This window comes from Burkholderia sp. 22PA0106, from assembly GCF_047497155.1.
GTDB lineage: Bacteria > Pseudomonadota > Gammaproteobacteria > Burkholderiales > Burkholderiaceae > Burkholderia.
In genome coordinates, this window is the sequence record NZ_CP163162.1 from 3,018,576 (window position 1) to 3,038,007 (window position 19,432).

The following is a 19,432-nucleotide window of genomic DNA, read 5'->3' on the forward strand; positions in this document are numbered from 1 at the left end:
AGCAGCGCTCTTTGCTTGATGTATCGCAAGAAAGAATTGGGATCGACCATGACAACGAGAAAGGGGTTGAGGCCGGGTGGCCGCAGTGCGCGCGTACAGGACGCCGTGCATCGCGCAGTCCGCAGCCTTCAGCAGGAAACCGGCCGAGACGGCCTGACCGTGCCGGCTATCGCGGCCCGCGCTGGAGTGAGGCCGTCGACCATCTACCGGCGCTGGGGCGACCTGCCGCAGTTGCTTTCCGATGTAGCGGTCGAAAATCTCCTGCCCGACAGCCTTCCGCCGAACACCGGTTCATTTCGACAGGACATGGAGGACTGGCTGGCTCAGTATCTCGAGGAGATGTCGTCCGAGGTCGGACGGACGCTGCTTCGCGATGTGCTGTGCAGTACCGATCCGCTCAATGCAGGACAATGCGCACACTGTATCGAGGAACAGCTAGACCTCATGCGCGAGCAGGCGCTGGCGCGCGGGGAGACCCCACCGGCCTGCCAGACCGTGATGGACTATGTCATCGCGCCGCTGGTCTACAGGATACTGTTCACGGCGGAGGCGCCGACGTACCCGTTTGCGCAGGCATTGCTGAATCGGGTGCTGGCACGGGTTGTCGATATCGAGGTATGAGCGGATGCAAGTGCCGACGTGCGCCCCGTAACGCCCAAGCTTTCCGTTGCGGCAGCGTCCAGTATTTCGGGAGATGTCGTCGCAGAACGCCAATCGTGTTTTGCTCATGCCGCGACGCGCGGGACAGTCAGAATTTCCGTGTTCGAGGCGAGTTGAAAATCATATGGATGGCCGAAAGAAACGTTCTTCGTAGAGGATTGCGAACTGATTCATCGCCGCCTTCCAATCATGAGCGGCCCGGCCACAATCAGGCGCAATGATACGCAAGGCCAGCCAGATGAGCGTTTCGACGAGCCCGACATCAAGAGCAAAACAAAAAAAGTATCTGATCGCTGGAGATCGGTCCACCGTTGGGCAGGTGACGGCCGGCTGGTATCGGGTCAACTACATCGGGGGGCAAGCCATTGACGATGCGGCTGCCGTGCTCGGCGTCAGATCCCGGGCTTCAACCAGCCGCCCCGAGGATTCCCGGCGCCAGCCACCGCCGCCTCGGCAACGCCCCGAAGCGGCACATCGACCGCAGGCCCCCTCACCCCAAAAACCGCTCCACCAACCGGACAAAATAACTCGCCCCCACCGGCAGCAACGCATCGTTGAAGTCATAACTCGCGTTATGCAGCAGGCAAGGCCCGCCGCCATGCCCATGCACACGATGGTCGCCGCTGCCATTTCCCAGGAATGCGTAACACCCCGGCTTCTCGCGCAGCATGAACGAGAAATCCTCGGCGGCCATGGTCGGGTCGGCCGCCGCGTTCACGTGCGCGTCGCCCACCAGTTCGCGCATCACCTCGACGGCCAGCGCCGTCTGCGCCGCGTCGTTGACGGTGGCCGGATACTGCCGCTCGAACCACACCTCGCACTCGCATTCGAACGCCGACGCGGTCGCCGCGGCCACGGCTCGCATGCGCGTCTCGATCAGGTCGAGCGTGGCGTCGGAGAACGTGCGCACGGTGCCGCCGAGCCACGCGTCGGTCGGCACCACGTTGAGCGCCTCGCCGGCGTGGATCTGCGTGACCGACAGCACCGCGCCGTCAATCGGATTGCGGTTGCGCGTGACGATGCCCTGCAACGCGTTCAGCACCTGCCCGGCGGCGAACACCGGGTCGCGGCCCAGATGCGGCATGGCGGCGTGGCAGCCGGCGCCGCGCAGCGTGATCTTGAACAGGCTGGTGGACGCCATCAGCGGCCCCGGCCGCACCGCGAAATCGCCGGCCGGAATGCCGGGCCAATTGTGCAGCCCGAACACGGCATCCACCGGAAAACGCTCGAACAGGCCGTCCTCGATCATCGCGCGCGCGCCGCCGCCCGCTTCCTCGGCCGGCTGGAAGAACAACTGCACGGTGCCGTCGAAGCCGCCATGCAGCGCCAGATGGCGCGCCGCGCCGAGCAGCATCGCCGTGTGGCCGTCGTGGCCGCAGGCGTGCATCGCGCCGGGCACGGTCGAGCGGTGCGCGAAGGTGTTGACCTCCTGCACCGGCAGCGCGTCCATGTCGGCGCGCAGCCCGATCGCACGCGTGCCGCTGCCGCGCTTGAGCGTGCCGACCACGCCGGTCTGGCCCACGTTGCGCGTGACGGCGTAGCCCCAGGCTTCGAGCCGCTCGGCCACCAGCGCGGCGGTGCGGTTCACCTCGAAGCCGACTTCGGGATGCGCGTGGATATCGCGGCGAATCGTCTGCAGTTCGTCGGCGTGGGCGAGGATGGAATCGATCAGTGTCATGCGGGGAACGGTGGAGGCGATCGCCGGGGCCACGCTGGCGCGGCTCCGGCGATGCGGGTGAACGAGATCAGATATGGAACAGTTGCGCCACCAGCGTCGCGCCGATGAACGTGCCGGCATTGGCCACGAACGACACCAGCACGATGCGCCAGCCGAGGCGGCGGAACGCGGGGATGTCCTTGGCGATCGACAGCCCCGCGAACACCAGCATCGGGGTGGTCACGCCGAGAAAATCGTTGTGCGAACCGAAGGCGGCGATCTGCGTGGCCCACGGGCACCACGGCGAGGTCAGGAACATCGCCACCACCGACACCCAGCACACGGCCGGAATGCGCCGGCCGGTGACGCGCGCCAGCGCATCGCCGACGATGGTCGCGCCCACCATGATCGCGATGCCCGGCAGCCCGACCAGCGGCGCGGTGCCGTGCGCGATCCAGTCGCACACCAGCGCCATCGCGGCCGTCACGATCCAGGCCGTGAGCTTGCCGCCGTAGCCGAGCGACGGCGCTTCGGTCTGCACCTCGCCGAGCGCCGGGCTGGCGGTTTCCGGTTGCGCCGAGGCCTTGGTGGTGCGGCCGATGATCGGCTCCAGCACGCGGTAGCCGAACACCGCCAGCGGCAGCGAGATGAACAGCGTGAAGTAGGTGCCGATGGTGGTGGTGATCAGGTTGCTGGCCGCCGCGAACGCGAGCACCGATTTCGCGGTTTCCGGGTCCTGCTGCGCGGCGATCGCGCCGGAGGCGGCCGCCATCATGCTGCCCGAGCCGACGCCCGAGCCCATCGCCAGCGCGAGCGGATCGAAGATGCCGAGGCTCGACACGAAGCCGGCGAACACGGCGATGAACACCGCGCCGAACACGGTGCCGGTCAGGTACTCGGCCAGCACGCCGCGCCCTTCGGCGGAATCCATGCCGTACTTCTCGCCGATGATCGCGAGGCTCGGCTCGCGGCCCACCGAGAACGTCGCGCCGATCGCCTCGCGCTTGATGCCGAGCAGCAGCGCGAGCGGCAGACCCAGCAGGATGGTGCCGACGAAGTGGCCGAACTCCTGGAACGCGAGCGCCCAGCCGGCCGCCGCGAGCTTGGGCAGCGCGCTGCCCACCATCAGCCCGAGCTTCGCGACGAACAGCAGCAGCGCGGGCTGCAGCACGGCCGCCGCGAAGAACTGGTTCGACACGTCGAGCCGCGCGCTGCTTTTCCAGCGCGCGCTGGCCAGGCCGAGCGCCGCGCCGAGCAGCAGCGCCCAGATCATCGGCAGCAGCACCACCTTGCCGGGCCCGATCTTGAACGTGAACGAGCCGATCCACTGCGCGATCAGCAAAATGCCGGCGGCATACAGCATGACCTTCGCCGCGCCCGCGCCGCCGAATTCGCGGCGTTCGATTCCCAGTGCGTGTTCCATCGCGACCTCCCCTTTTGAGTCCGGCTTCCGTCGTGCGCGGGCCGGTATTACAGATAACCGAAGGCGGTCGGCGGCGCTTCGGCCGTCTCGACCCACACGCTCTTGGTCTGCGTGTATTCGTACAGCGCCTCGACGCCGCTGGAGCGCCCGTAGCCGCTCATGCCGTAGCCGCCGAACGGCGAGGCGACGTTGATGGTCTTGTAGCCGTTGACCCAGAACGTGCCGGCGTCGACCTGCGCGGCCACGCGGTGCGCGCGCGCCACGTCGGTGGTCCACACCGCGCCGGCCAGGCCGAAATCGGTGTCGTTGGCGATCGCGATCGCTTCGTCTTCCGAATCGAACGGAATCGCCGCCACCACCGGCCCGAAGATCTCGGTGCGGGCGACGTCCATTGCGTTGGTCACGCCGGTCAGCACGGTGGGCGCCACGAAATAGCCGCCGTTGCCGAGTTCGGCCGAACCGGCCGCCAGCGTCGCGCCGGCCTCCACGCCGCTCGCGATCATCCGCACGACATGTTCGTACTGCTTGCGATTGTTGATCGGGCCGACTTCGGTGGCGTCGTCGAGCGGCGCACCCACGCGGATCTTTTTCGCGCCGGCCGCCACCATCGCGACGAATTCGTCGTATACCGAACGTTGCACCAGCAGACGCGAGCCGGCCACGCAGCTCTGGCCCGCGCCGGCGAAGATCGCGGCCTGGGCGGTGAGCGCGGCGCGCTTGAGATCGGCGTCGGCGAACACGATGTTGGCCGACTTGCCGCCCAACTCCAGCACGCACGGCACCACGCGGCGCGCGGCGGCCTCGGCGATGCGCGCGCCGGTAGCCGGCGAGCCGACGAACACCACCTTGCTCACCACGCGATGCGCGATCGCAGCCTGCCCGACCGTGTGACCGAAGCCGGCCAGCACATTGACCAGGCCGCGCGGCAGCCCGGCGCGCTCGCCGAGCCGGCCCACCACGATCGAGGTGAACGGCGTCAGCTCCGACGGCTTGAGCAGCACGCCGTTGCCCATCGCCACGGCCGGCGCGACCTGCCAGCCGCAGGTGAATACCGGCGCGTTCCAGGGGGTGATCTGCAGCACCACGCCGGCCGGCTCGCGGCGCGTGTAGTTCAGGTGCGAGGTGGGCACCGGGATCACGTTGCCGTAGAACTTGTCGGTCCAGCCGGCGTAGTACTCGAACATCTCGGCGACCTTCGCCACCTCGCCGCGACAATCGCGGATCGGCTTGCCCGAGCCGAGCGATTCGAGCCGCGCGATCGCCTCGGCCTCGCCGCGGATCGTGCGCGCCACCTCGTTCATCACGCGGCCGCGCGCGGCGTGCGTCAACGCCCACCATTCGCGCTGCGCGCGGCGCGCGCTTTCGGCGGCGTGCGCCACCACGTCGGCGCCGGCGTCGCGGTAAGCGAGCGTCGCCTCGCCGGTGGCGGCGTCGTAAAGCTGGACGGTCTCGCCCTGGCCCGCGACGAGTTCGCCGTCGATATACGAGCCGATGGTGGTCGCGCCGGGGAAGAAGTGCGCGAAGGCGGCGAGCAACTGGTCTGCGTGCTGTGTCATGTCGGTATTCCGTGTCGGATTCGTCGGTCGAAAACTGAAAAGGCGCAGCAGACTCAGGCCGGATCGAGGAAATCGACGATGCGGTTGAAATCCTCGGCGTCGCCGACGTGCTGCTCGCTGGCCGCCCACAGCCGCGCGGCCTCGCGCGCCACCGGCGCGACGCTGTCGAACTGGTCGAGCAGGCCCAGCGCGAGGCGCACGTCCTTGCGCATCAGCTTCATCGTGAAGCCCGAGTCGAACTTGCCGTTGAAGATCCAGGTGGGGTAGTTGGTCAGCGTCGCGCTGTTGCGGCCCGAGCCGCCGTTCAGCGCCTCGACCAGCTTCTCGGGATCGACGCCGGCCGCGCGCGCGGTACGCACCGCTTCGCTCGCCGCCAGCAGATGCACGCCCGTCAGCAGATTGTTGAGCAGCTTGGTGACATGGCCCGCGCCCACCGGGCCGACGTGCACGCGCTTCGCGCTGATCACGGCGAGGATCGGCTCGACCGCCGCGATATCGGCGTCGGCGCCGCCCAGCACCATCGTCATGGTCGCGGTGGCCGCGCCCTTCGGGCCGCCGCTGACGGGGCCGTCGACGAAACCGATGCCGCGCTCGGCCAGCGCCGCCGCCACCCGGCGCGTGCTGTCCGGGTCGGCCGTGGTGGTGTCCACCACGATCGTGCCGGGCCTGGCGTGCTCCAGCACGCCGCCCGCGCCGAGCACCACCGCTTCCACCACCGCCGAGGTCGGCAGCGACAGCAGCAGCACGTCGGCGTCGCGGGCGATCTCCGCCACCGACGCGCGCGCCGCCACCACGCCCTGCGCCGCGAGGCCGTCCGCCACGCCCGGCGCGGCGTCGTAACCGAGCACGGCATAGCCGCCGCGCCGCAGCGAACCCGCCATGCCACGCCCCATGTTGCCCAGACCGATCACGCCTACCGTTTTCATCCGACGAACTCCCGATTGCTGTTGGTGAAGGGCGGAACGCCGGCTTGCGGCCGCCTTGCAGTGACTCGATGGTGGTCCGGGCGAGCCGTATAATCAATCACCGCCAATATTGCTATTGTTCTAATTTTTAGAACGCTCGAATCGAGAACGCCGCGCCATGACCGACACCCTGACCGACAGCCGGATCGTCTATTTCTACGAGGCGGTGCGCTGCGGCACGATCCGCGCGGCGGCCGACTGGCTCGACGTGGCGCCGTCGGCGGTGAGCCGCCAGATCGGCCTGCTGGAAAAGGAACTGGACGCCACCCTGGTCGAGCGGCACGCGCGCGGCGTCACGCCCACCGAGGCGGGGCGTTGCGTGATCGAGTATTTCCGCGAGCAACTGGCGCACCGCGACGACCTGATCTCGCGCCTGCAGGAGCTGCGCGGCCTGAAGACGGGCGAGGTCAGCCTGGTGCTGGGCGAGGGCTTCGTGTCGGACCTGCTGGCCGGGCCGATGCAGCAGTTCTGCCGGCAGTACCCGGGCATCCACGTCAACCTGGACGTGGGCAGCACCAACGACGTGATCCGCAAGATCTCGAACGACGAGGGCGAGATCGGCCTCGTCTACAACCCGCCCGCCGAGCACAAGCTGGTGTCGCGCGCCTCGAAGCGGCAGCCGATGATGGCGATCGTCGGGCCGGATTTCCCGCGCCGCGCGCACAAGGTGCTGTCGGTCCAGCAACTGGCGACGTATCCGCTGGCGGCCACCCATCCGTCGTACGGCACGCGGCAGATGATGGAGGCCGTCGAATATGCCGAGCGCGTGCGGCTCGGGCCGATCGTCACCACCAATTCGTTCGCGATCCTCAAGGAATTCGTCAAGTCGGGGCTGGGCATCGCGGTGATGCCCGCGTTCGCCGTGGCGGCGGAACTGCAGGCGAAGGACCTGTTCGCGATCGACATCGCCCATCCGATCCTCGAAAACGCCGAGGCCCACATGGTCACGCGCGTGGGCCGCAAGCTGTCGGTGGCCGCCAACAAGATGCTGCAGATGATGACGGGGCAGATGCGCGCGTTCCGTTGAACGCCACGCCTCCCCGCCACGACCGTATATCATCCGGTGCAGACAGCCGCCGATTCCGCGACCTCCTTTTTTCGCCAGCCGATGAACACACCGAACGAAGCCCCCGCCCCCCGCGCGCTACGCGCCCTGACCGCCCTCGAAGCCCGCATCGTCGGCGTGCTCAACGAGAAGCAGCACACCGTGCCCGATACCTACCCGCTCTCGCTCAACGCGCTGACGGCCGGCTGCAACCAGAAGACGGCGCGCGCCCCCGTGATGAACGTGAGCGAGGCCGAGGTGCTCAACGCCATCGGGGAATTGAAGGGCGTGAGCCTGGTGTTCGAGGGCAGCAGCAGCCGCGTGCCGCGCTTCGAGCACAACCTGAACCGCGTGCTCGGCATCCCGAGCCAGGCCGTCGCGCTGCTGACCGTGCTGCTGCTGCGCGGCGCGCAGACGGCCGCCGAGCTGCGCCTGAATTCGGCGCGGCTGCACGGCTTCGCCGATGTCTCGTCGGTCGAGAGCTTCCTGGAGGAACTGGCCGAGCGCTCGACGCCGCTGGTGGTCAAGCTGCCGCGCGCGCCGGGTGCGCGTGAAAACCGCTGGATGCATCTGCTGTGCGGCGAGGTCAACCTGGCCGCCTACGCGGTATCGAGCACCGACGAAGGCGGCGCGAGCGGTGCGGCAAGCCCGGCCGAATTCGAGGCGCTGCGCGAGGATCACGACCGCCTGGCCGGGGAAGTCGCGCGGCTGCGGGCGCTGGTCGAGCGGATGGCCGGCGAACTCGGCATCGATGCCGGTTCGGGCAACGATTCGGATGCCGATTCGGCCTCCTGACGAAACCGCGCGGGGTGCGCCTCAGTCGAGCGCGCGCCCCTTCATTTCCGGAATCAGCCACAGCGTCGCGACGATGTCGAGCACGTAGAGCGCGGCCAGCGCCGCGATCGCCACGGTGAACGAATAGCGCGCCGCCAGCGCGCCCACCACCATCGGCCCGAAGCCGCCGATCGCGCGGCCGAGATTCCACAGCACGTTCTGCGCCGTGGCGCGCGCGGCGGTCGGATAGGCTTCCGACATCAGCGTGCCGTAGCCGCCCACCATCCCGTTCACGAACATCCCCATCAGCGCGCCGGCCCACAGCAGCGCGGCCGGGTCGCTCAATTGCGCGTAGACGATCACCATCGCCACTGCGCCCGCCTGATAGACGAGGAACGTGGGCTTGCGGCCGATGCGGTCGGCGAGCTGGCCGAACAACCAGACGCCGGCCATCATGCCGAGCACCGTCACTGCGGTCCACATGCCCGATTTCGTCAGCGAGAAGCCGAGCCGTTTCGCGAGAAAGGTCGGCAGCCAGATCATGATTCCGTAGTAGCCGAAATTCTGCACCGCGCAGAGGATCACGATGCCGGTGCTGGTGCGGGCCGTGCGCGCGTCGGCGAACAGCATCCGGAAGCGCGCGCCGAGGCTCGGCATGGCCGCCTCGGGGTGGCGCGCAAGGACGAACGGCTCCGGTTCGTGCAGGCGGTTGCGCAATTGCCAGGCCACCAGCGCGGGCAGCATGCCGACCGCGAACATGCCGCGCCAGCCGATCCATTGCAGCAGCGTGGGCGTCAGCAGCGCGGCCAGCAACACCCCGCATTGCCAGCCGAGCGCCACGTAGGACGACACGCGCGCGCGTTTGGCCGCCGGCCACGCCTCGGCCGCCAGCGCCATGCCGATGCCGAACTCGCCGCCCAGGCCGATGCCGGCCACGGTGCGATAGACGAGCAGGTCGGTGAAGCCCTGCGCGAGCGCGCACAGGCCGGTGAACACGGCGAACAGCGCGATCGTCCAGGTCAGCACGCGCACGCGGCCGTAGCGGTCGCTCAGTGCGCCGAAGATCAGGCCACCGGCCACCGCGCCGATCAGCGTCCAGGTCACCAGCGCACCGGCCTGCCCCGCATCGAGCTTCAGCGACACCGAGATGGCCGGCAGCATGAAGCCGAGGATCAGCAGATCGAAGCCGTCCATCGCGTAGCCGATCGCGGCGCCGGCCAGCGCTTTCCAGGCGTAGCGGGTGACGGGTTCGGCGGCTGGGGAGGCGGCCTCGGCGGCGGCGGGAAACTTCGATGACATGGCGGTTCGGCGGTGGGTTCGGATCGGGTGCGCGGAGGCCAGGTGGCCGGTGCGCGACCGAAGGATACCGCGACAGAACTCACCGCATCGTCAAGGTGCCGCAGCACCCTCGCCCACACGCAGGTGAATCGCGTCCCCATGAAAACGCGATGCGCTCGCCCGGCGGATGCGCACCGCTGCGGGGCGTTGCTCCCGGCGCATCAAGGCGATGTCGGCCCGGGTTGTCACGATGGCGGGGTACCGGGAACAACCTCCGGCCCCGCCGGCCTATCTATCGGGACGCGAGCAAGACGCCCGATTGACCGTCCCACACCAGTTGAGTGTGCAGGTCGCGCGTCCCGGCCAGCCGGCCGTTCACATACAGATTGGTTTTCATGCCATACACGCCTTGCGACGCGTCCGGCGGAAGCTTCAGCTCGAAGGAATTCTCGAAACGCCCGCCGGTGGCATTGTTGGCCTGCAGAGGTTTCGACCCGTTGCCGAATGCCTTGCCCTGCTTGTCGAATAGCACGAGTTGCTCGTTGACGTTCGTCACGGGTTCCGCTCGCCCGTTGACGATTTCGGCATCGGTCGTCACTTTGAACGGCTTGCCGCGCTGCACGACAGCGTTGCTGACTGCCACCTGATACGACACGAGCGTCGGCTGGACCGGCAACTCGCCGCGCGCCTGTACGTAGTCCGAATCGGATTGCTGGGCCGTCTTCAATTGACGTGAACGCACGTTGATGGCGTAGCAGCCCGCCCCACCCACCACCGCCCCCGCCGCCGCACCGATCAGCGCTCCCTTCGTGCCGCCGGCCAATGCGCCAATCACGGCGCCCAGCCCGGCCACGACCACCGCCGAACCACCGATGGAACACGGGTCCTGATTGGCAGCGGCATTGCCCGGCCCGCCCGCCCCCGGCGGCGTCGCACAGCCGGCGAGCATGCACAGCACCAAAGCTGGCGCCACCGGGCGCAACATGCGGATATCGATCATCTGGTCATCCTCGATTAGTTGATTGTGGTTTCGTTCTGCAGCAACTGGTGCTCACGATCCTGGATCTGCTTCAGCATCGGCGCCAATCGCGCATTGTTGGGATCCACTCGGCGCGCGCTTTCCACGAACGTTCTGGCAGCATCGAAATGGTTCTGTGCCAGCTCGCTCGATGCGGAGGCCAGGAACTGCCGCGCCATCGCAGCCTGCGCCGCTTCCAGTTGATTCGAGGCTGCCGGGCTCGGCGCGGGTTGCGGCGGCGCGGATGGCGTCGGTGCAGCCACCGCAACCGGTGCCTGCACGACCGGGGCGGGGCGTTGCATCGCGGCGATTTGGCTGCGCAACTGCGCGATATCGGGGCGCGTGCGATCCAGGCGCGTCACCTCTTCCATACCCGCTGCGGCCACCACCGCGTCGCCCGATGCAATCGCATTGCGAACCTGCGTGACGGCGGCATCGGCAGCGGTGGAGATCTGCGTCAATCGCTGAGCCGTCTGACGGGCGTCCGGTGTTGCGACGCACGTATCCGACAGTCGCGACAATGCAGTCTGCGCATCACGCAAACGCGCCTGACCGATACGGGCATTCACTTCCTCGACGCCACGTGAGCACTCGCGACTGAGCCTGGCCTGCGCCTGCTCGACCTGGCCCAGCAGATGCTCGATCACCGGCGAGTGGGCGCTGTCGCAAGAGCGCGTTGCAACGGCAATCTGCTCGCGTGCGCCGTCCAGATCGCCGCTTGACAGGCGCTGCTGCGCGCTCGACAGGCCTTGCTCGCAGCTTTCGAGCTTCTTGCTCGACTGGTGGCCGATATAAACGAATCCCGCGACAGCCAGCGCGCCAACGATCGCCGCATTGCGCAACCAGGTCTTGCCTGCGCCCGACGGCGCAGGCGCCGCACGCGACGGCGAGTTCGCGGCCTGCTTGAGCGCAGCGGCATCCGCTGCGGCCTTGGCTGCCGCCCTTGCGTTGTCGACCTCGGCTGCCTTGAGTGCTTCGGCTGCCTTGAGCGTTTCGGCCGCCTTGAGTGCTTCCGCCGCCTTGAGTGCTTCCGCCACCTTGAGTGCTTCGGCCGCCTTCAGCGCTTCGGCTGCCTTGGCGGCGTCCTGCTTCTCCTTCTCGCTTGCCGGCTTGGCCCCCGGGCCGGCAGACGCACTGGCCGGCTTGTCGGACGCAAACAGGGGCTTCGGCTCCGCCGGTCCGGCCGTGACAGCCGGCTGCCCGGCCAGTATCGGTGCGATAACCGGTTCCGGACCGGCATCCGCCGACACCGACGAGCCGCAATAGGGACAGTAGACGACCGGACCGAACAGCGGTCCGGTGCATTTCAGACACGTTTTCACGGCATCCCTTACATTGGCAGCGGCGGAGGCGGCGGAGGCGGCGGCGGTGCGACCCCCACCGGCAACTCGACGAACGATCCGAGATCGACCCACTCGGTCAGGCCCTGGCGCCAGATCTTGGTCGCGGCGGCGCTCACCTGGCCGCTCTGCACGTACTGGACGACCTGCGGCCCCGTGTACGGGCCGTACTGCTGGCCGGCGATTCCAAGCATGTACTGATGGCTGACGAGCGGCGCCGCCACCTGCCCCGGCAGTGGTGGGGCCGAAGGCGCAAGCGGTGGCGCAACCATCGGCGCAAGGGCGGGAGCCATGCCCGCGGGCGGCGCGCCCGGCATCAACGCCACGGCCGACGGCGTGAACGCCGTGGCGGCCGGAACGGCGCTCGACAAGGCCGCGAATTCCGGCGACTCCAGCTTGTCTGCGTCCAGCGCGAACTTGAGACGCAGCGCCCCATCGTCGCCCGGCTCGCGCACTTCCCATTCGTAGGCATCGGCATCCGAATCGGCGATCACCACGGCCCACACCGGCATGTTGTCGAGCAGCCGGCGCTCCTGACGATCCAGCTCGCCATCGGACAAGCCCTTGCGGCGCGCGCTCTCGCGCGATTCACGGCGCGCCTCGCCCGCAATAGCGCTGGCAAAGCCTTTCCGCTCCTGCTGGGCGCCGGTCGAATCGGACACCAGCTTCGGCGTATACACCGCGGATTCATAGAAGCCGCAAAGCGCCGCCAGCGCACTCATTTTCGGGCCGTCGAGCTCGGCGATCTGTTCTTGCACGCGCGCCACGATGGCGTTGCGGAAGGTCGGCGGCAAGCCGTTCTGCCGCACCGCGCGCTCGTTGCCGATACGCCGCAGGTCACCCCGCGCAACCGCGAACTGATACTGCCCAGGCGGCGTCACACGCTGCGTCGAGCGCGTCAGGACACCCAGCATCACGGCGTAAAGGTAATACTTGAAATCCTCGGCGAGACGGGCGATCTCGTCGGTCGATGGCGCAATCGGGTGCGAGAATTGCGTCGCATCGATATGCGCATGCACGGGGCTTTTCTCGGATTCCTTACGATAGCTGGTGCGCCAGCCGTCCAGGCCACGCAGCACGGTCATCGGGATACCCGACACTTCGCAATAGCACACAGCGCGACCCGGCATGCCGGTCTCGACAATCGACAACTGCGCCGGCGTCAGCCCGGCCTGGGTCGGCACCGCGGCTTCGATTTCGGCACCGAAGCGACGGCGGAACTCATCGGCGCGATTCACGCCGATAAAGCACTTGTATTGGTCCGAGTTGAGGCTGAAATCACCGCCCAGGTTGGCATCCACCCACGGCATCGCACAGGCCAGCAGCTTGCGGAAATACTCGGCTCGCGTCGCGGGCGTCATCTGCTCCAGCGCGTCGAACAACGGATCGCGCAACTCCGCGTCGGCATCGGCCACGCTCAGCACGGCAAGCTGGCGCTCGGCCATGCGCTTGACCTTCACGACGAGCTCGCCGCGTTGCTCCGTATCCTCCAGCATTTCGAACAGGCGGCGCGAGCCGCCGATGTCGCGAAACGCGTCGTCGGCCCATTCGCGCAGCGTCACGGCGTTCGGCAGCGGTACCTCGCGCCGTGGGGCCGACACGGCGATCAACGTGCTGTGCTCCTTCGCCAGATCCTGCTGGATGATCGTGTTCGCTCGATCGAGCTGCTCAACCATCTCCATGACATGCTCTCGCCCCGCCTGCAATTCACCGACCAGGCCCGACCACGTCGCACGCCCATGCGAATCGATGCCGGTCTTCCGACCCAGCCACGCCGATACGTCCTTCATCAGCAGCGCCGCCTCGGCCGCCGCCTTGGAACGCAAATGGAATTTCAGCGAATTCGCGATCTCGATGCGCAACTGGTCGAGCACCGTGGCCGACTGTTTGTCGGCATTGCTGAACAAGCCTTTGCGGATCTGCGAGAGATTGTCGAGCAGGCGTTCATATTCGCGGCTGCGCACGGCCTCCTTGATTTCCCGATAACGCTCGGCGTTGACTTCGAGCGCCGACACCAGCCCGGTACCGAGCGCCTCGAGGCGATCCTTTACCTGTTCGACGAGCGACAGCACGTATTCAAGGCCGCCGAACTCCTTGTTGTCGAGATAGGCGTAGAGCTGATCGGTAGCGGCCTTGCGAATCCGCTCGAACACTTCCCGGCGGCGTTTGCCGACGCGGTCTTCCGTTGTGTCGGCGGTCGAATCCTGGTCACGCACCGCATCGCGCTCGAGCAGCTTCACCGCCTCACGAATCTGCGTCGGCCATTCCTCCCGCGGGAAACCCGTGCGAATTTCGTCGATGCGCGTGTTCACACGCTGCTCGATCCCGGCCAGCAGCAGGCCGTTCTTGTCCTGCAACAGATCTTCGGTGACGAAGTAATCGAGAAACTCGCCCGTCGAACGCTTCAGTTCGATGGTCTTGTCGGAGAATTCGGGGAAGTCGCTGAACGGCGCCGGACGCAGGCCCAAATGCGCGGCCATGAAGGTGTCCCGCTGCTGGTCCGTCGCTCGATTGGCGCCCGTGTCGCTGCTGCCCACGCCAAAGAAGGCCTTGAGCATTTCCTCGGCCCATCGATAGGCGACCTCGTCACGGCGCGCCTCTTCGCGCGTGTCGAGCGTGGCGTGCCCGAATGCGGAATAGCGCTTCGAGTACGACAGGCGCATGTCGGCAAAGCGATTGCGCGGAACCAGCGCATCGTGCAGGTAGTTCTTGTGTTGCGCCTGATTGACGGCCACCGAACGCTTGCGGCGAGCGAAATCGCCGGAGGCAAAATCCTCGAACAACGCATCGGCCACCATCTGGTAAACATCGCCGATGTCTTTCGTGTGTTGTTGCGCGACGTTGCCGGAGTCGATCAGGTAGACCTCCTTGTACGGCTCGCGCGGCAACTCGGGCTGATCGTACGGATCCCAGCGTCCGACGTAGCCCTTGCTCCCCATCATCGTGGATTCCAGCTCCATCAGCGCGGCATAGCCGTTCGCTTCGGTGCGGTCCTTGTTGTTGCCCGCATAGCCGGTCGGCAGGAAAATCATCAACTCGATATCGGCATGCGTGACTTCGGCCTTGGCCAGCCAGCTCGCGAGAAGGCCCATATCGATGAACGCCCCGGATCCGGTACCGCCCGCCACCGACGCCACCACCACCACGCGGAATTTGCTGGTCTCCATGCGCAAGCCAAGCTCGGCGAGTTGCCGCTCGTGCGACAACCCGGCTTTCAGCGTTCGCAGCTTGATGCGAATCTTGTCGCGCAGCTTGGTGTACTTGTCGAACAGATAGAGCCGTGAAATGGCGCGGATCTGCCCCGCCCCCTTGGCCGGGTCGATACCCAGATCACGGATCTTCTTCGGCGTCAGCGACAGCCATTCCTTGACATGCGGATACTTTTCCAGCGCATCGTCGTCACGGCTGTACTTCTCCATGTCGAACGATTCGACGATACGTTCGTCGTCGGTGAATTTAACCAGCGGGAATTGCAGATCATCCGCCTGCGCCCGGTTGGTCTCGACGATGGCGCCGGTATCGAGATCGAACTGGATGAACTGCGCAACCGGGAATTCGGCGAGGCTCTCCACCCGTACACGCCGCGCCGCGTTACCCCAGAGCGTATTCAGAATGCGTCGACGCACCCGCATCAACACTTCCATGCCCGTGCCGCCGACGCCGATGAACAGCGTCGGACGCAGCTCGATGGTCTGTTCCTGTTTCTTGGCGGACTCGGCGCCAACGGTTTGCGAAAGGGTATCCGACATGGTGATGGCGATTCGATGGTGTTGACACAGGGCGGGACGACCCCGCGCTTATTTGCGGCCCGAAACGATCGCGAGCACGAGGCTGGCGATGGCGACGATGCCCAGCGGCGCCAGAACCAACGGGGAGAGAAAGCGTGCCGGGTTCACCGCAGGCAACACCACGGCAGTCGCGAGGCTCGTCAGGAAGATGAACAGCCACCAACCTGCCGCATTGGCCTTGTTGGGGGGGACGCGTTTGGTCACGAGCATGTTCGCGTAGGCGTTCTTGCCAAAGAAGAACGCCACGATCAGGATCAGCAGAATCGCGCCACCGATCATCAGATCGCGCGACGAGGTGTCGGTGCCGATGTTCGCCTGCGCCACGACCTCGGTATGCGTCGTGGTCGTGGTCGCGCTCGCATCGCTCGACGCAACGCTGGAAGTGCTGGCCGATTGCGGTGCGGGAATGGCAAACCCGGTGCCGTTGTCCTTCTGGTCTTGCGCCATCTGGGTAACTCCTGAAAAGCGGGTGCGTGTAAAAAAGCGGAAATCGTGCGGCGGCGCCGCGCTCAAAGCTTCAGCGTGTGTCCATCCGCCTGGCTGACGATCGACGGTTTGCCCAGGCCGCGACGGACCGTGCCGGCGGGAACGCCGTCATGGTTACGAAGCTCGAGGCGGCTGAAGGGTTTCATGACGATGTGCCGGGAGATGCCGTCGATCACGATCGGAAAGCGGCGTGTCTTGCCCGACAGCAAGGCCAGCGAGGCGAGCGCCGCGAGCAAGGCCAGCACCAGGCCAACCACCACGATCACCGGCAGAAGCGGGTACTGAATTCGCAGGACCACCGGGATCTGCACGCGCGATGCCGTCACGCCAGGCGGTGCGGCGAAGATGTCGGAGATCGGGTCGCCCGGAAACTCCGCCTGCAGGCTGGCGCGAAAATCGTCGGCGAGCGCAAGCTGCTGATCCGTCAGCGTCATGCCAACCGTCATCGGCACCAGCACCTGTTTGCCCATCGCGGCCAGGGCCGCCGGCGACCAGGCGGACGGCACCTTTTCGACCGGCAGCGAAAAGCGCGCCACGACCGATTGCGTCTGCCCCGGCTGCAGGTTGGCGATCACGGCCGGCGTGACCGTGACCGACGTTTCGCGCCCGGGCGCGGCCAGAGTCGCAACCACGTTGGCCTGGCGAATCACATACGGATAAAACAGGTTTTGCAGCGAAGCGCGCATCACCACTTCGGGCGTCAGTCGGCCTGCATCGACATCCAGGATCAGCGTGCGCTGGTCGGCGGCAAGGCTCGGATGCACGTCCGCGCTGTTCTCGATCGCGGCGGGCACGATACGCAGGCCGTCCGCGTCGAGCGGCTTGAGCCGTGCCGGCGGCTTGGTCAGCACCGACGACAGGCGGCCCGCCCTCAGGATCGCATCGAGCGCGCGTGAGGCCTCGTCGCCATACGCGAGGGCATAGACCATCAACCCTTCGGCCTGATAAAGCCTGCCTTTGACGGGCATGCGCAGCGGAAACACCAGGGTCTTCGAGATCGACGGCTCGAGATGGATCAGTCGATAGAAGTCGAGATTGCGCGCCGCCGTCTCCGGATCATTGCCGGGGCTGTTACGGTTGTTGGTGAAAATCCAGATGATGCCCGGCGCGGAATGGAACGGCCCGGTGATGGTCTTGACGACCGCCTCGCGAAAATCCGTATCGGCCAGCGCCGCGCCGCGATGCGCGACGCCCAGCGACGCCAGGCGCGGCCCCAGATCCGTCGGCCCCCGGTAGCTGCCAAGCAGCATCGGCGACACATTGCCGGCGGCTGTCTGGCTGAAAGCCAGCAGCGAAACGGTATCGTCGGCGCTCGTTGTCGCCTGTTCCACCGCATTGACGAGCGGCTTGAGTTGCGAGGCGGGATCGGCATAGAACGGCTCCATCCAGCCCGAGTTCTGCACCAGAAAGGCCTGCTGAATGCCGGCCTGCGCGCTGGCGGCCACCGCCATGACGAAACACGCCAGGAATACGCGACATGCACGGATCATGCGAGCCTCCAGCCCTGGATGCGCAGAGCGTCAGGGTGGTAGGCCCAGAGCATGCCGTCATGCGCGAACAGGCGCAGCCGCCACGGTGCGGTATGCGATGCGGTGTAAAACAACACTTCGCTGTCGTTGTCATCGAAGCACAACGCGAACGGAATTCGCTCGGCCTTGCGCTCGAAGATCGCGTCGACGCCGTTATCGTTGCGCACGCGGATGCCGATCACCTGGCTGCCGCCCGCCGCTTCGACCAGTGGAATCACGATTTCATTGGAGCCGGTGTCGTCGCCCAGCCCGAGATCGACCCACGGGAGCGCCTTATGACGCGTGGCGAAACGGAACACGGCTTGCCCAGAGCAAAACCGCGGTCCGGTGGGTTCCGAAATTTCAGCCTGGGTTCGCTCGCGCTCGATGCTGACATAGCAGTAGTCCCCCGTCCGCTCGTTGCGGCAGATCTGCCACAGGCCGCCGGCGCCCGATAGATAAGGGCTGCCGAACTGGAAACATGGCGTAAGCCCCTCCGGCCAGCGCGTAAACGACGCCGTCACGCCGCCATCGCTCTGACGCAAGCGAAGCTGCCCGTGCTCGGTGAGCCACAGCGCCGTCCGGCCGATCGCAACCGGCAAGCCGATTTCGCCGACCTCGTCGCGTCGCACGCCAGTCGACACTTCGGCCTGCAGTTTCCCGTCGCGCGCGGCCACGAAGCGGATCTGCCCGTCGGCATCGACGAGCGGCGCCCAGATGTCGCCGGCAAAGGCGAGCGGCGAACCCACCGCCGGCGCATTGCCGATATGGGCGACGGTGTATACGAGGCCACCGACATCGGCGATGAGGCAGGCCAGGCCGGATCGGGTCGGGATGTAAAGGCGGCTCGTCGACGATTCCGCATCGAGCGCCAGCTCGGCACGCCAGGCCGCTTCAGTCGATTCGAACTCCTCGAGCGCCACACCGCGCGCCTCGAGCGGCGCCCAAACTGCCGTGCCGGGCAGCCATGCATGCAATTCGCCGTTGAACGGATTGATCGCCACCAGGGCGTGTGCCGGCGTCCCGAACGGCAGAGAGCAGAAGAAATAGTTGCCGGGAGGCGGATTCGGCATTTGCGCGTCGGCATCGGCATCGGCACGTCGCGATTTCAAATCGGCCGGCAGTAATCCGGCGGCGGTCCGCTTCAAGCCATGCACGCTCGAACCGGTCAATGCCGAGGCGGCTGCATTGCCAAACGGTGGAATCCAACCGGGTGACGCGGAAACGGGAGCGGCGCACAACGACTGGCCGGTTTCCGGCGAAAAAGCGAATTCTGTCGGGAAATATCGCGGCGGTCGGCCACCGTCATGCGGCTGACGGTACAGAAGCGCGATATCGGGGGTTTGAAGGAATACCGAATGGCCGAGCGAAGTCTTCGCGAGCGTGAAGCCGCGATCGGATTGCGCCCATTCCCCGGAGCGCATTCCCCATGTTTCCCAGTTTTCTTCCATTTCTTATCTCTTGCGCCGACGCCACTTCTCGACGCAAATCACATGCGTATATGCCGAGCGAGCGTTTGACAACGCACATGCGTTACCCGCACCCCTGAAAGCAAGCGCGCCATCTTGGCATACCGAAACAGTCTTATCCACATATTTTTACTGCCTGGATACAGCCTCATTTCATGAAGGCAAGACGAGATCGGCACGTCTTCACAGCGATGCCAAAAACACGCCGGCAATCCTCGAAAAGCAATCCCAATAATATTAATTCATATATATCAATTACTTAGCAGTCTACGCCTCGCCCCGTCTTGCGCCCCATCGGCGCCGGGCGGCATGCCACACGATCCTTAACATGAAAACCTCGTGACGGACCCGGTTGTTTTTCAAACATATGTCGCGTCAGGCTATTTACACCCACCTGAAATCGCGGTAATCGCGCATACGTGATCGACAATCTCGAACTTGCACTGAAGCGGCGAGTTCAATTTG

At 66.3% G+C, this 19,432-nt stretch carries 14 protein-coding genes; 3 read left to right on the top strand and 11 right to left on the bottom strand.

Translation table 11 applies throughout. The annotated features are described in order from the left end of the window. The first annotated feature begins 18 nt into the window (after positions 1 to 18). Complete coding sequence (locus AB4850_RS13025; RefSeq protein ID WP_414440221.1) at positions 19 to 621, top strand: TetR/AcrR family transcriptional regulator; 603 nt, start codon at positions 19 to 21, stop codon at positions 619 to 621. A 529-nt stretch (positions 622 to 1,150) separates the two neighbouring features. Here AB4850_RS13025 and AB4850_RS13030 read toward each other — a convergent pair. The 4 genes from AB4850_RS13030 to AB4850_RS13045 all read right to left on the bottom strand — a co-directional run bounded on the left by AB4850_RS13030 (position 1,151) and on the right by AB4850_RS13045 (position 6,222). After that, entirely contained in the window at positions 1,151 to 2,338 is a 1,188-nt protein-coding gene (locus AB4850_RS13030) for a M20 aminoacylase family protein (protein ID WP_414440222.1), read from the bottom strand. A gap of 67 nt (positions 2,339 to 2,405) precedes the next feature. Beyond that, positions 2,406 to 3,740, bottom strand: coding sequence for a DUF3100 domain-containing protein (locus AB4850_RS13035; RefSeq protein WP_414440223.1), 1,335 nt, complete (start codon positions 3,738 to 3,740; stop codon positions 2,406 to 2,408). A gap of 47 nt (positions 3,741 to 3,787) precedes the next feature. Beyond that, positions 3,788 to 5,296 carry an aldehyde dehydrogenase family protein gene (locus AB4850_RS13040; RefSeq protein WP_414440224.1) on the bottom strand — a complete coding sequence of 503 codons (1,509 nt, stop codon included), beginning with the start codon at positions 5,294 to 5,296 and terminating at the stop codon, positions 3,788 to 3,790. 53 nt (positions 5,297 to 5,349) lie between these two features. After that, positions 5,350 to 6,222 (bottom strand): NAD(P)-dependent oxidoreductase, encoded by an 873-nt coding sequence (locus AB4850_RS13045; protein ID WP_414440225.1) that lies wholly within the window; start codon positions 6,220 to 6,222, stop codon positions 5,350 to 5,352. A gap of 157 nt (positions 6,223 to 6,379) precedes the next feature. Here AB4850_RS13045 and AB4850_RS13050 point away from each other — a divergent pair, with 157 nt between their 5' ends. Together AB4850_RS13050 and AB4850_RS13055 are read left to right on the top strand one after the other, a co-directional pair. Then, a complete protein-coding gene (locus AB4850_RS13050) occupies positions 6,380 to 7,288 on the top strand; it encodes a LysR family transcriptional regulator (RefSeq protein ID WP_414440226.1) in 909 nt (302 codons plus the stop codon). 81 nt (positions 7,289 to 7,369) lie between these two features. Next, positions 7,370 to 8,101, top strand: a complete 732-nt coding sequence (locus AB4850_RS13055; protein ID WP_414440227.1) for a YceH family protein — start codon at positions 7,370 to 7,372, stop codon at positions 8,099 to 8,101. A 21-nt stretch (positions 8,102 to 8,122) separates the two neighbouring features. Here AB4850_RS13055 and AB4850_RS13060 read toward each other — a convergent pair whose 3' ends face one another. The 7 genes from AB4850_RS13060 to AB4850_RS13090 all read right to left on the bottom strand — a co-directional run bounded on the left by AB4850_RS13060 (position 8,123) and on the right by AB4850_RS13090 (position 18,949). Further along, positions 8,123 to 9,379 (bottom strand): MFS transporter, encoded by a 1,257-nt coding sequence (locus AB4850_RS13060; protein ID WP_414440228.1) that lies wholly within the window; start codon positions 9,377 to 9,379, stop codon positions 8,123 to 8,125. Positions 9,380 to 9,650: 271 nt separating this feature from the next. After that, positions 9,651 to 10,358 (bottom strand): hypothetical protein, encoded by a 708-nt coding sequence (locus AB4850_RS13065; RefSeq protein WP_414440229.1) that lies wholly within the window; start codon positions 10,356 to 10,358, stop codon positions 9,651 to 9,653. Between the two features lie 14 nt (positions 10,359 to 10,372). Further along, entirely contained in the window at positions 10,373 to 11,698 is a 1,326-nt protein-coding gene (locus AB4850_RS13070) for a hypothetical protein (RefSeq protein WP_414440230.1), read from the bottom strand. 8 nt (positions 11,699 to 11,706) lie between these two features. Then, positions 11,707 to 15,465 (bottom strand): tubulin-like doman-containing protein, encoded by a 3,759-nt coding sequence (locus tag AB4850_RS13075; protein ID WP_414440231.1) that lies wholly within the window; start codon positions 15,463 to 15,465, stop codon positions 11,707 to 11,709. Between the two features lie 48 nt (positions 15,466 to 15,513). Then, on the bottom strand, positions 15,514 to 15,951 hold the full coding sequence (locus AB4850_RS13080) for a hypothetical protein (RefSeq protein ID WP_414440232.1): 438 nt from the start codon (positions 15,949 to 15,951) through the stop codon (positions 15,514 to 15,516). A gap of 62 nt (positions 15,952 to 16,013) precedes the next feature. Continuing rightward, positions 16,014 to 17,441, bottom strand: coding sequence for a hypothetical protein (locus tag AB4850_RS13085; protein ID WP_414440233.1), 1,428 nt, complete (start codon positions 17,439 to 17,441; stop codon positions 16,014 to 16,016). Between the two features lie 35 nt (positions 17,442 to 17,476). After that, positions 17,477 to 18,949, bottom strand: coding sequence for a hypothetical protein (locus AB4850_RS13090; RefSeq protein ID WP_414440234.1), 1,473 nt, complete (start codon positions 18,947 to 18,949; stop codon positions 17,477 to 17,479). Positions 18,950 to 19,432: the final 483 nt, after the last annotated feature.

What these genes read in the sequence shown, in the direction of transcription:
- AB4850_RS13025 (WP_414440221.1), top strand. Translation starts at nt 19, where the DNA reads ATGTATCGCAAGAAAGAATTGGGATCGACCATGACAACGAGAAAGGGG.
- AB4850_RS13030 (WP_414440222.1), bottom strand. Translation starts at nt 2,338, where the DNA reads ATGACACTGATCGATTCCATCCTCGCCCACGCCGACGAACTGCAGACG.
- AB4850_RS13060 (WP_414440228.1), bottom strand. Translation starts at nt 9,379, where the DNA reads ATGTCATCGAAGTTTCCCGCCGCCGCCGAGGCCGCCTCCCCAGCCGCC.
- AB4850_RS13065 (WP_414440229.1), bottom strand. Translation starts at nt 10,358, where the DNA reads ATGATCGATATCCGCATGTTGCGCCCGGTGGCGCCAGCTTTGGTGCTG.
- AB4850_RS13050 (WP_414440226.1), top strand. Translation starts at nt 6,380, where the DNA reads ATGACCGACACCCTGACCGACAGCCGGATCGTCTATTTCTACGAGGCG.
- AB4850_RS13035 (WP_414440223.1), bottom strand. Translation starts at nt 3,740, where the DNA reads ATGGAACACGCACTGGGAATCGAACGCCGCGAATTCGGCGGCGCGGGC.
- AB4850_RS13055 (WP_414440227.1), top strand. Translation starts at nt 7,370, where the DNA reads ATGAACACACCGAACGAAGCCCCCGCCCCCCGCGCGCTACGCGCCCTG.
- AB4850_RS13080 (WP_414440232.1), bottom strand. Translation starts at nt 15,951, where the DNA reads ATGGCGCAAGACCAGAAGGACAACGGCACCGGGTTTGCCATTCCCGCA.
- AB4850_RS13085 (WP_414440233.1), bottom strand. Translation starts at nt 17,441, where the DNA reads ATGGCGGTGGCCGCCAGCGCGCAGGCCGGCATTCAGCAGGCCTTTCTG.
- AB4850_RS13075 (WP_414440231.1), bottom strand. Translation starts at nt 15,465, where the DNA reads ATGTCGGATACCCTTTCGCAAACCGTTGGCGCCGAGTCCGCCAAGAAA.
- AB4850_RS13040 (WP_414440224.1), bottom strand. Translation starts at nt 5,296, where the DNA reads ATGACACAGCACGCAGACCAGTTGCTCGCCGCCTTCGCGCACTTCTTC.
- AB4850_RS13090 (WP_414440234.1), bottom strand. Translation starts at nt 18,949, where the DNA reads ATGGAAGAAAACTGGGAAACATGGGGAATGCGCTCCGGGGAATGGGCG.
- AB4850_RS13045 (WP_414440225.1), bottom strand. Translation starts at nt 6,222, where the DNA reads ATGAAAACGGTAGGCGTGATCGGTCTGGGCAACATGGGGCGTGGCATG.